Raw genomic sequence first — 11,852 nt, 5'->3', positions numbered from 1 at the left:
GCGCTGACGGCGGCAGAGGCGCTGGCACAGCTTGGCGGAGATGTGCAGAAGGCGGCGGAGATGCGCGCCTATCACAAAGTCGACCGCCCCTATCTGGGCGTTGCCAACCCGGTGATCGACGCGGCCACGAAGGGCTGGCGGGCCGATCTTACGCTGGAGGCACGGCTGCAACTGGCCAGCGATCTGTGGGACAGCAACGTGCACGAGGGCCGCATCGCCGCCGGGAAACTGCTGACGCAGGCACGGATCAAACCCGACGACGGCGGCGCATGGGACCTGATCCAAAGCTGGGTGCCGACGTTCGATGCCTGGGCCGTGGCCGATCATGCCAGCATCGCAGGGCAAAAGAGGCTGGTGGCGGACCCGTCGCGGCTCGATCAGGTGGAAGCCTGGACCGTATCGGACCATATCTGGACCCGGCGCGCCGCACTTGTGATCACCCTGCCATGGTGCAAGCAGAACCATCCCAAGCCAGCGGAGGAAGCCGCCCGTGACCGGATCCTCGGCTGGGCGGCAACCTACGTCGACGATCCCGAATGGTTCATCCAGAAGGCAGTGGCCTGGTGGCTGCGCGACCTTTCGAAACACGACGCGCCGCGGGTGCGGATGTTTCTGGACGCGCATGGCGACAGGATGAAACCCTTTGCGCGCAAGGAAGCCGCGCGCAAGCTGCCAGTCTGACCTAGCTGTTGCCGTCGCTTCCGCCCGGCCGGCGGAACACAACCACATCGGCCAGTGCCGTCAGCGGAATCTCCAGCAGGCGCATGGCGGCAAGGCTCATCTGGCTGGCGGCACTCGGTTCGTTCCCCGACGGGCGCAGCTCAAGGTTCACGGTATTGCCGTTGGCAGGGTATTCCACGCGCCCCGGCGTCAGGCTGTCGACCAGCCCGGTCTTGAGCCATATTCCCGGATCGGCGGCGGACCCGAGCGACACGTTCGTCGTGCCCAGCCGGGTTTCGCCGGCAGGTTCCGGCGCGACGGCGACGGCGGCGGCGCGGTCCTCTTCGGTCGTGGTGTCGAATTCATCCACCGTGCGCGCGGTCGGCGGCGGTGGCAGTGGCGGCGTGGGGTCCAGCGTCTCGATCGCCGTCGGATCGGGGTCGGCGATCACCGGGCCATCCGGTACATCCGGCTGCTGGATCGCGAACAGCGGGTCGTCACAGGCTGCCAGAAGCGACAGGGCGAAGGCGGGCATGAGTAGGCGCTTGATCATCACAAAAGCGTAAATCGCCGGGGCGCATCTGGCAACGGGTGATCTGCGCCTTGCGCCATCCTTTGCGCAGGCATAGGTTTCGCCCATGACAGCCCCCCTGATCGACCCCTTCGCCCGCGCCATCAGCTATCTGCGCCTGTCGGTCACCGACCGCTGCGATTTCCGCTGTGTCTATTGCATGTCGGAAAACATGACCTTCCTGCCCAAGAAGGACCTGCTGACGCTGGAGGAACTGGACCGGCTGTGTTCCGCCTTCATCCGCCTTGGCGTGCGCAAGCTGCGCATTACCGGCGGGGAACCGCTGGTGCGGCGCGGTATCATGACGTTTTTCCAAGGCATGACGCGGCATCTGGACACCGGCGCGCTGGACGAGCTGACGCTGACGACGAACGGCAGCCAGCTGGAAAAATACGCCGATGCCCTGTTTGCCGCCGGTGTGCGCCGGATCAACGTATCACTCGATACGCTGGACGAGGCGAAATTCGCCGAAATCACCCGCTGGGGCCGCCTGCCCCAGGTGCTGCGCGGCATCGACGCGGCGCAAAGGGCCGGTCTGCGGGTGAAGATCAACACCGTGGCGCTCAGGGGCTTCAACGAGGACGAGCTGTTCACGCTGACCGACTGGTGCGCCGCCCGCGACATCGACCTGACATTCATCGAGGTCATGCCGATGGGCGACATCGGCAACGAGGACCGGTTCGGGCAATACTGGTCTCTGAAAGACCTGCGCGCGCGGCTGGAAGAGCGTCATACCGTCACGGATATCCCCGAACGGACCGGCGGCCCGGCGCGTTATGTCCGCCTTGAGACTGGCCAGAAGATCGGCTTCATCACGCCGCTCAGCCATAATTTCTGCGAAAGCTGCAACCGCGTGCGGATCACCTGCACCGGAGAAATCTATACCTGTCTGGGGCAAGAGGGCCACTCGGACCTGCGCGCGCCCTTGCGCCGCGCGGAAGGCGACGGCCCGCTGGAGGACGCGATCCGCGCCGCGATCGCCCTGAAACCAAAAGGCCATGATTTCGACTATTCCCGCCAGACCGTCGACGGTCAAGTGAGCCGGCACATGAGCCATACCGGCGGATGAGGGCACTGCGCCGCGCGCTGGTTGCGCTCTGCCTTGGCGCGGCGATGATGTTCTTGTTCCTGTGGATCAGTGCCTGCGTGACCATCGGCATTGTGCACGGTTATTTCGACGGTGGCGCCTTCCCGCTGTCGCCGGGCATGGCCGTCACCCCCGCCACCCTGGCCCTGACCTGCGGCATTATGGCTGTCCCTTTCGGCGTGCTTGCCGGTGTGCTTGCGCTGCTTCCCGTCCGGCAGGCCCTTCCGATGGTGGCACTTTGGTTGAGCGCGACGCTCTATCTGGGTTGGTGCATCGCCTATGAATTCCAGATCGACTTCGGCGCGACATGGCTGCCGCATGAGGCCTATTTCGCCTTTTTCTTCCACCCGATCCTGACACCTGCACTGACGCTGGGCGGGATCGCCGGATGGCTCTGGTTTGCCAGACGCTACGCCTGATGTGCGCGGTCGGCGTCCATGTTATCTCGCCAAAAATACGCGCGCCAAAGGCGTCCCGCACTCTCAGGCGGCGGGCAACCGCTGCTCGACAATCTCCGCCCACCAGGAGCATCCCGCCGGGATCGCCTCGTCGTTGAAATTGTATTCGGGGTGGTGGACGGAGGCGCTGTCGCCGTTGCCAACGAGGATGTAGGCACCCGGGCGCTCCTCGAGCATAAAGGCGAAATCCTCGCCGCCCATCACGAGCGGCGCGTCCTCGCAGGCACCGGAAACGGAGGCCGCAACTTTGGCGGCGAATTCGGTCTGTTCGTCGTGGTTGACCATGCAGGGGTAGCCGCGGTGGTAGGTCACGTCGGCCTTGGCCCCGAAGGCCTGCGCGGTGGTTTCCGAGATCGCTTTCAGCCGGGTTTCGGCCAGATCGCGCATCCCCTTGGACATGGTGCGCACGGTGCCCTTGAGATGCACCCGCTGGGCGATGACGTTGAATGCCTTGGACGAGCTTTCGATGGAGGTGACGGAGACCACGATCTGATCTACGGGGTCCGCGTTGCGCGACACGATGGATTGCAGGGCAAGGACCACATGGGACGCGACCAGCGTGCTGTCGACGGTTTCCTGCGGCTTGGCGGCGTGGCCACCCTTGCCCTCGATCGTGATGTCGAATTGGTCGGTCGCGGCAAAGAACGCACCGGGGCGGATCGCGAAAGAGCCCACCGGTTTGCCGGGCCAGTTGTGCATCCCGTAGACCTCGTCGATGTGCCAGCGGTCCATCATGCCGTCCTCGCACATCTCGCGCCCGCCGCCGCCGCCTTCCTCGGCGGGCTGGAAGATCACCACGACCGTGCCGTCGAAATTGCGGGTCTCGGCGAGATATTGCGCGGCCCCCAGAAGCATCGCGGTATGCCCGTCGTGGCCGCAGGCGTGCATCGCGCCGTTTGTCTTGGACGCATAGGGCAGACCCGTCGCCTCGTGAATGGGAAGCGCATCCATGTCGGCGCGCAAGCCGATGGTTTTACCCGAATTATTCGTCTTGCCCTTGATCACGGCGACGACACCGGTGCGGCCGATGCCCGTGACGACCTCGTCACAGCCAAAGCCCTTCAGCTTTTCGGCGACTATGGCGGAAGTGCGATGCGTCTCGAACAGAATCTCGGGGTTCTCGTGCAGGTCGCGCCGCCAGGCAGTGATTTCGGGCAGCAGTTCGGCAAAGCGGTTCTTGACGGGCATGGTGTCACTCCAGAATGATCGGGATTTGCCGCGATCCTGTCGCACCGTGGCGCGGCCCGCAAGGGGGTCAGGCAGAGAGGTGATCTACCAGCCGCCGAATGAACGCCTCGCCCTGCCGGAATTGATCGACCGTGATGAATTCGTTGGGCTGGTGCGCCTGCGCGATGTCGCCCGGTCCGCAGACCACCGCCGAATAGCCACGTTCCTGAAACTGGCCCGCTTCGGTGCCGTAGCTGACGACATGGGTGCCGTTGTCGCCGGTCAGGCGGCGGGCGAGTTCTTCCGCCTTACCTCCGTCTTCGGGGACGAGGCCGGGCATGGCGAAGAATTCTTCGTAGGAGATACCGGTGTCGGGGTGAATCTTGCGCATTTCCGTTTCGATTTCAGCGGCTTTCGCAATGAACTTCGCGCGCCAGTCGTCGGTATTCTCGCCCGGAACCGTACGCACGTTCATGCCGAAGGTGCAGTCTTTCGCCATGATATTGTGGGCCGTGCCGCCGCTGATCGTGCCGACGTGCAGCGAGGTCCAGGGCGGCACGAAGGGGGCGGCCAGATCGGTGGGCGTGGCGGCTGCGTTTTCCGCATTCACCCGGTTGGCCCAGTCGATCAGTTTCGCGCCCCACATGATCGCGCTGACGCCTTCGTGGGCGAGCGAACTGTGCGTCTCGAACCCGTGCACATGCACGTCCCAGCCGACGCCGCCCTTGTGGCCGGTCACGACCTGCATCATCGACGGCTCGCCCACCAGCACGGTATCGCCGCGCGGCATGCCGTTTGCGATCATGTGGTCGATCATCGGCGGGGCACCCAGCAGGCCGACCTCCTCGTCATAGGACAGGGCGATCTGCAGCGGGCGCTTGAGGTCCCGTTGCGACGCCAACGCCATGGCGAAAAGCGCCAGCGCGTCGAAGCCCTTCATGTCGCAGGTGCCGCGCCCGTAGAGCTTGCCGTCCTTTTCCACCACGGTGAAAGGGTCGGTGTCCCAGGCCTGCCCGTCCACAGGCACCACATCGGTATGCCCCGACAGGACGACCGCGCCGTCCACTTGCGGGCCGACATGGGCATAAAGCGCGGCCTTGGTTCCGTTTTCATTCGGCACCCGCACAGACGCGATGCCGTGGTCGTCCAGATACCCCTCGGCAAAGGCGATCAGGTCGAGGTTGCTGTCGCGGCTGACGGTGGGAAAACCGATCAGGCGATCGAGCAGGTCGCGGGGGGTCGGGGCCATGTTGAAACTTCCGGTATCATTCGCGGACGCGGCAGCGCCTTTTCGCCTGCAGCTTCGCGGCTCGGGCGACGCAACGCAAACAGGAATCGGGTTGCGACACCGGATTTTGATGATACCGTCTGGCCAAACGGCGCTGCGTCACTGCGCGGGCGACCTAGAAAAACAATAAGATTGAACCACCTGGGAGGTTCTACATGCCCGACGGGCAAGCGCCGGTGCTGGAGGTCCAGGACCTCAAGACGGTATTCAAGACCCGCGCGGGCGAGGTTCACGCGGTCAACGACGTGAGCTTCGATCTGCGCCCTGGCGAATTGCTGGGTGTGGTCGGCGAAAGCGGGTCGGGCAAGTCGGTCACGATGATGTCGCTTCTGGGGCTGCTGCCCTCGCCGCCAGCGGATGTGCGCGGCGGCACGGTGCATTTCGGCGGCACTGACCTGCTCAAGTTGAAGGGTGAGGCGCTGCGTAGCGTGCGTGGCGGCGAGATCGGCTTCATCTTTCAGGACCCGATGACATCGCTCAACCCGGTCTATACCGTCGGTTTCCAGATTTGCGAGCCACTGCGCAAGCATATGAAAATGTCGAAACGCGCGGCACGGGTGCGCGCACAGGAACTGCTGGAACTGGTGGGTATTCCGGGCGCGAAACAGCGGCTGGACGATTACCCGCACCAGTTTTCCGGCGGGATGCGGCAGCGGGTGATGATCGCCATCGCCCTTGCCTGCGACCCCAAGCTGCTGATCGCGGACGAGCCGACGACAGCGCTGGACGTGACCATTCAGGCGCAAATCCTTGAGTTGATGAAGGAATTGCGCAGCAAGCTGAACATGGCGATGATCTGGATCACGCATGATCTGGGCGTGATCGCGGGCATCGCGGACCGGGTGATGGTGATGTACGGCGGGCAGGTCGTGGAACATGCGCCTGTGCAGGAATTGTTCCGCAACCCCGGCCACCCCTATACCCGGGCGCTGCTGAAAACGATCCCGTCGATTGCCGGGGAACGCGCCGAGCGGCTGACCATCATCGAAGGACAGCCACCGATCATGACCGGCGCGCCAACCGCCTGCCCGTTCCGCGACCGCTGCGACGTGGCGTTCGAGCGTTGCGCCAAGGAAAACCCCCGCCGCTATGACGTGGGCGCGCAGCATGACGTGGCCTGTTTCCATGCGGAGGGGCTGTAGATGAAGGATATGGCCCCGCAGCCACTTGTGCAGGTGCGCGATCTGAAAATGCACTTTCCGATCTACGCCGGGCTGTTCCGCCGCCGCGTGGGCGAGGTGAAGGCCGTGGACGGCGTCAGCTTCGACGTGATGGAAGGCGAGACGCTGGGCCTTGTGGGTGAAAGCGGCTGCGGCAAATCCACCTGCGGACGCGCGGTGCTGCGGCTTTACGACATCACCAGCGGCAGCATCGTGATCGACGGCACCGAGATCGGCCCGACGCCGCAGGCGCAACTGCGCGACAAGCGCCCGACGATGCAGATGGTGTTTCAGGACCCGCAGGCATCGCTGAACCCGCGCATGACCGTGGAGGCGATCATCCGCGAGCCGCTGGACGAACACACGACGCTCAGCACCGAAGAGAAAAAGGAAAAGGTCGGCGAGCTGATGGATGCCGTGGGCCTGAACCGCAAGTTCGCCCGGCGTTACCCGCACGCATTTTCCGGCGGGCAGCGGCAGCGCATCGGGATTGCCCGCGCGCTGGCGCTGAACCCCAAGTTCATCGTCTGCGACGAACCGATCGCGGCACTCGACGTGTCGATTCAGGCGCAGGTGGTCAATCTGCTGGAAGACCTGCAGGAACAGTTCGGCCTGACCTATCTGTTCATCAGTCACGACCTGTCGATGGTGCGTCACATCGCGACCCGCGTGGCGGTGATGTATCTGGGCAAGGTGGTGGAACTGGCGGACCGCGAGACGCTGTTCGCCGACCCGCTGCACCCTTATACCAAGGCGCTGCTGTCCGCCGTGCCGGAACCCGATCCCGCACTGGCGACGGAACGTCAGCGCGTCGTCCTGCAGGGCGACGTGCCCTCGCCCGCGAACCCGCCCGAGGGCTGCAATTTCTGCACCCGTTGCCCGGCGGTCATGGACATCTGCAAAACAGTCGACCCGCCTTACCGCGAGGTCAGACCGGGCCACTATGCGGCCTGCCACCTACACGAATGACACTGCGGACCAACCGCAGGAAACCGAGGATAACAATGAGCACTCAACAAGGAGAGAAACACATGAAACTGAAGACAGCCCTATTGGGCGCTGCCGCCAGCTTCGCTCTTGCACCGATGGCCTACGCCGACGGTCACGAGGGCGAGCGTGGCCGCGATGGTGAAGTCAAGATCATCTACTGGCAGGCGCCGTCGATCCTCAATCCGTTCCTGTCGGGCGGCACGAAGGACGTCGAGTCCGCATCGCTGATCCTGGAGCCGCTGGCCCGCTACAACAGCTCGGGCGAGCTGGTGCCATGGCTGGTCGACGAAATCCCGACCGTCGCCAACGGCGGCGTGTCCGAAGACCTGATGTCGATCACATGGAAGATCACCGAAGGTATCCTGTGGTCGGACGGCACGCCTTTCACCTCTGCCGACGTGAAATTTACCGCCGACTACTGCATGGACCCCGAAGGCGGCTGTGCGCAGGTGACCAAGTTCGAAGGCGTGACCTCGGTCGAAACACCCGACGATCTGACCGTCGTGGTCACTTTCGACAAACCGACACCCTTCCCCTATGGCCCGTTCGTGGGTGGTGAAAGCCCGATCATCCAGGCGGCACAGTTCGCCGATTGCACCGGGGCGCGTGCGCCCGAATGCACCGATCAGAACTTCGGCCCCATCGGTACCGGTCCGTTCGTCGTGGATGATTTCCGCACCAACGACGTGATCCAGCTGTCGGCCAACGAAAACTTCCGCGTCGAGGGCCAGCCGGCATTTGCCAGCGTGACCTTCAAGGGCGGCGGTGACGCCACGGCCGCAGGTCGTGCGGTCATGGAAACAGGCGAATTCGACTATGCCTGGAACCTGCAGCTGGCCCCCGATGTCATCGCACAGATGGAAGAGGGCGGCATGGGCACGCCGGTCGCGGGCTTTGGTCCGCTGGTCGAGCGTATCATGCTCAACAACACCAACCCCGATCCGTCGCTGTCCGACGAAGAGCGGTCGGTGATCCGTCCACACCCCTTCCTGGGCGATCCTGCGGTCTATAACGCCATGTCGCTGGCTATCGACCGTCCGCTTCTGGTCGAGGTCGGTTATGGTCAGGCCGGCAAGGTCACCTGTAACTGGGTCCCTGCCCCGGCTGCCGTGAACTCCGACACCTTCACCTGCGACGTGCAGGATATCGAGGCGGCCAAGGCCATGCTGGAAGAGGCAGGCTATGTCGACAGCGACGGTGACGGTGTGCGCGAGACGCCCGACGGCGTGAAGATGTCGATCCTGTACCAGACCTCCACCAACGCCGTGCGCCAGGACTTCCAGGCGCTGATCAAGCAGTGGTGGAACGAGATCGGCATCGAGGTCGAGTTGCGCAACATCGACGCATCGGTGTTCTTCGGTGGTGACCCGGGTTCGCCCGACACCTTCCAGAAGTTCTATGCCGACGTGGAGATGTACGCCAACACCTTCAACGGCACCGATCCGCAGTCCTATCTGGGCAACGGTCTGTGCGACAAGGCACCCTCGCCAGCGACACAGTGGCAGGGCGAGAACATCAGCCGCTTCTGCAACGAAGAGTACGATGCCCTGCACGCACAGCTGACCGAGACCGCCGACGCCGACGAGCGCGCGGCGATCGCGCGTCAGCTGAACGACCTGATCGTGTCCAACGGCGGGATGATCCCGCTGGTGCACCGCGGTCGTCTGTCGGCCCACGCCAACTCGCTTGGCGGGATCGACCTGAACGTCTGGGACAGCGAGCTGTGGAACGCAGCCTCGTGGTACCGCATCGGCGAATAAGCCAAACCGGTCGGGCGGGGATCACCCCTGCCCGGCCACATCCGTCTATCCGAAACGCCGCGCCGGAGCCGCAATGACAGAGCTTTATCTTGCCTATCTCGCCACCATCGCGGTGTTCTTCGCGACACCGCCGGGGCCGAGCCAGATCCTGATGATCTCCAACTCCCTGCGCCATGGTGTCACCCGCAGCAGCGCCACCGTCGCGGGCGATCTGTCCGCCAATGCGTTGCAGATGCTGGCCGCCGGGTTCGGGCTGGCCGCGCTCATCGCTGCGTCCGATGTGGCGCTCAATGTGATCAAATGGCTGGGCGTCGCCTACCTCGTCTGGATGGCGATCCGGACCTTCCGCGCACCGCCCGCCGATATGGCCACCGCCACCACCGGCGGCCCAAGCCGCCGGCAACTCTTTTTTCAGGGCTTCTTCACCTCCGCGTCGAACCCCAAGGCGGTGTTTTTCTTCGCCGCCCTCTTTCCGCAGTTCATCGATCCCGCCGCCGCGATCTGGCCGCAGCTTCTGTTGCTGGGGGCGACCTACATCGTCGTCGATGGCGTGATCCTGTTCATCTATGGCGCAAGTGCCGTCAAACTCCTCGCACGGCTGCGCACATCCGGTGCCTGGCTGAACCGCGTGTCCGGCACGATGATGCTGGCGGCGGCGACACTGCTGGCGTTCAAGGACGCGCGGGCACGATGACAGACGCGGGAACCCGACCATGCTGACCTACACGATCCGCCGCCTTTTGCTGTCGATCCCGACGCTTTTGTTCATCGCGCTGGTGATCTTCCTGTTGCTGGAACTGGCACCGGGCGATCCGATGGCCTCTATGCCGCTGACGATTCCCGACGACGTCAAGCAGCGGATGCGCGAGGCGCTGGGATTGGGAGAACCGTGGTATATCCGCTTCGGCCTCTGGCTCTACCAGTTCTTCATCGTGGAGCCGCAATACTGGATCGACGGGGCGTTCGGCACGAATTTCGCCGACGGCAAGCAGCGCATCATCAGCTTCCAGTCGCGCAGCCCCGTGTTCGGCACTATCGCGGAACGCATTCCACAGACGCTTTGGGTCGTGGGGATGTCCTATGTCGTGGGCGTGCTGATCGCGCTGCCCATCGGGATTATCAGTGCCTACCGGCAGTATTCGGTCTTCGATCAGGTCGGCACTTTCGTGTCCATGGTGGGCTTTTCGGTGCCGCCGTTCTTTTCCGGCGTGCTGGTGATCGTGATCTTCTCGGTGCAGCTGGGCTGGCTGCCGTCGATCTATGACACCACCCATGTGGTCAATTCGTGGGAGACCTTCAAATTCCAACTGCAGCAGATGATCATGCCGGTGATGGTGCTGGCGCTGCAGACCACGGCACAGGTCAGCCGCTACATGCGGGCTTCGATGCTCGACAACCTCGGGCAGGACTATGTGCGCACCGCGCGGGCCAAGGGCATGACCGAAAGCACGGTGGTGATGCGCCACGTTCTGCGCAATTCGATGATTCCGGTGATCACGGTGATCGCACTCGGCATTCCGTCGATCTTTGGCGGCGCGATCATCACCGAACAGGTGTTCAAGGTGAACGGCATCGGCCAGTTGCTGATCATCGCGTTGCAGGGCAGCGACATTCCCATGGTCATGACGCTGACCTTCCTGATCGCGGTGATGATCGTGATGATGAACCTGATCGCGGATGTCCTTTACGGCCTGCTCGACCCGAGGATCCGCTATGACTGAACCTGTCGCACAGCACGATACCCTCGCCCCCGGTCAGGAGATGCTGGCCATGGGCGATACGCCCGACCGCAGCCAGTGGCGCGATGTCTGGGACCAGTTCCGCAGCCACAAGGGCGCCTACTACGGGCTGTGGTTCCTGGCCTTCATCACGCTGTTCTGCACGATCGGCCCCTGGCTCTGGGGGGTGGACCCGGGGCGGCTCGATATCCGCAACAAGGACGTGCGGCCGATCTACATGGCGCTGTTCTCCGACACCGCCAAGACCAACTGGGCCAACCCGATGGGCACCGACAACCTGGGGCGCGACATTATGGCCAATATCATGCAGGGTGGGCAAATCTCGCTCGCCGTGGGCTGGATGGCGATGGCGCTGGCGCTGACCATCGGGACGACCGTGGGCGTACTGGCGGGATATTTCCGCAGGCTCGACGGCATTCTGATGCGCTTTACCGATCTGATGCTGTCGCTGCCGATCCTGCCGCTGCTACTGGTGATGATGCTGCTGTTCCGCGACACGCTGCGCGCGGCCTTCGGGCCGGAGAACGGAATTTTCCTGCTCATCGTCGCGGGCATCGGCATCACAAGCTGGATGCAGACCGCGCGGATCGTGCGGGGCGACGTGCTGGCACTGAAGGAACGTGAATTCGTCCTCGCCGCCCGGTCCATCGGCACACCCGCGCGGCGCATGATCACCCGGCACCTGCTGCCCAACGTGCTGTCGCCGATCATGGTGTCCGCCGCCCTTGGCCTCGCCACGGCGATCATTACCGAAAGCGCGCTGTCGTTCCTCGGCCTCGGCTTTCCGTCCGATTTTCCGACCTGGGGCAAAATCCTGTTCGACAGCGTCGACCGCATGACCGCTTTCCCGGAACGGGTGATCTGGCCGGGCATGTGCATTTCCCTGACGGTCCTTGCCGTGAACTATATCGGTGACGGTCTGCGCGACGCGCTGGACCCGCGTATCCGCGGCCTTTGACCACCGCACCGCGC

12 protein-coding genes are annotated in these 11,852 nt (G+C 63.9%); 9 read left to right on the top strand and 3 right to left on the bottom strand.

Annotation, left to right across the window (positions count from 1 at the left end):
- Nucleotides 1-3: 3 nt before the first annotated feature.
- Complete coding sequence (locus tag AC04PH_RS07170; protein ID WP_483066165.1) at nt 4-681, top strand: DNA alkylation repair protein; 678 nt, start codon at nt 4-6, stop codon at nt 679-681.
- Nucleotide 682: 1 nt separating this feature from the next.
- Here AC04PH_RS07170 and AC04PH_RS07165 read toward each other — a convergent pair whose 3' ends face one another.
- Nucleotides 683-1,195, bottom strand: coding sequence for a D-galactarate dehydratase (locus tag AC04PH_RS07165; RefSeq protein ID WP_483065055.1), 513 nt, complete (start codon nt 1,193-1,195; stop codon nt 683-685).
- 103 nt (nt 1,196-1,298) lie between these two features.
- Here AC04PH_RS07165 and moaA point away from each other — a divergent pair, with 103 nt between their 5' ends.
- Nucleotides 1,299-2,300: a GTP 3',8-cyclase MoaA gene (gene moaA, locus AC04PH_RS07160; RefSeq protein WP_483065054.1), complete on the top strand. Its 1,002-nt coding sequence runs from the start codon at nt 1,299-1,301 to the stop codon at nt 2,298-2,300.
- On the top strand, nt 2,297-2,737 hold the full coding sequence (locus AC04PH_RS07155; protein ID WP_483065053.1) for a hypothetical protein: 441 nt from the start codon (nt 2,297-2,299) through the stop codon (nt 2,735-2,737). The genes moaA and AC04PH_RS07155 overlap by 4 nt, the downstream gene beginning before the upstream one ends.
- 63 nt (nt 2,738-2,800) lie before the next feature.
- Here the strand turns inward: AC04PH_RS07155 and AC04PH_RS07150 are convergent, their stop codons facing one another.
- Both AC04PH_RS07150 and argE read right to left on the bottom strand, forming a co-directional pair.
- Nucleotides 2,801-3,964, bottom strand: a complete 1,164-nt coding sequence (locus AC04PH_RS07150) for a M20 aminoacylase family protein (protein WP_483065052.1) — start codon at nt 3,962-3,964, stop codon at nt 2,801-2,803.
- Nucleotides 3,965-4,031: 67 nt separating this feature from the next.
- Nucleotides 4,032-5,192: an acetylornithine deacetylase gene (gene argE / locus AC04PH_RS07145; protein ID WP_483065051.1), complete on the bottom strand. Its 1,161-nt coding sequence runs from the start codon at nt 5,190-5,192 to the stop codon at nt 4,032-4,034.
- Nucleotides 5,193-5,386: 194 nt separating this feature from the next.
- On the opposite strand from argE, the gene AC04PH_RS07140 reads away from it, so the two are divergent.
- From AC04PH_RS07140 to AC04PH_RS07115, 6 genes are all read left to right on the top strand, one after another.
- Complete coding sequence (locus AC04PH_RS07140) at nt 5,387-6,373, top strand: ABC transporter ATP-binding protein (protein WP_483065050.1); 987 nt, start codon at nt 5,387-5,389, stop codon at nt 6,371-6,373.
- Nucleotides 6,374-7,360, top strand: a complete 987-nt coding sequence (locus AC04PH_RS07135) for an ABC transporter ATP-binding protein (RefSeq protein ID WP_483065049.1) — start codon at nt 6,374-6,376, stop codon at nt 7,358-7,360.
- A 62-nt stretch (nt 7,361-7,422) separates the two neighbouring features.
- Nucleotides 7,423-9,141 (top strand): peptide ABC transporter substrate-binding protein, encoded by a 1,719-nt coding sequence (locus tag AC04PH_RS07130; protein ID WP_483065048.1) that lies wholly within the window; start codon nt 7,423-7,425, stop codon nt 9,139-9,141.
- Between the two features lie 73 nt (nt 9,142-9,214).
- Entirely contained in the window at nt 9,215-9,835 is a 621-nt protein-coding gene (locus AC04PH_RS07125) for a LysE family translocator (protein ID WP_483065047.1), read from the top strand.
- Between the two features lie 19 nt (nt 9,836-9,854).
- A complete protein-coding gene (locus tag AC04PH_RS07120; protein ID WP_483065046.1) occupies nt 9,855-10,862 on the top strand; it encodes an ABC transporter permease in 1,008 nt (335 codons plus the stop codon).
- A 40-nt stretch (nt 10,863-10,902) separates the two neighbouring features.
- On the top strand, nt 10,903-11,838 hold the full coding sequence (locus tag AC04PH_RS07115) for an ABC transporter permease (protein ID WP_483066164.1): 936 nt from the start codon (nt 10,903-10,905) through the stop codon (nt 11,836-11,838).
- The last annotated feature ends 14 nt before the right edge of the window (nt 11,839-11,852 follow it).

This window comes from Yoonia sp. KMU-150 (genome assembly GCF_056858355.1).
Note: the sequence above shows the minus strand (reverse complement) of the source record. Positions and strands in the feature narration are given on the sequence as shown.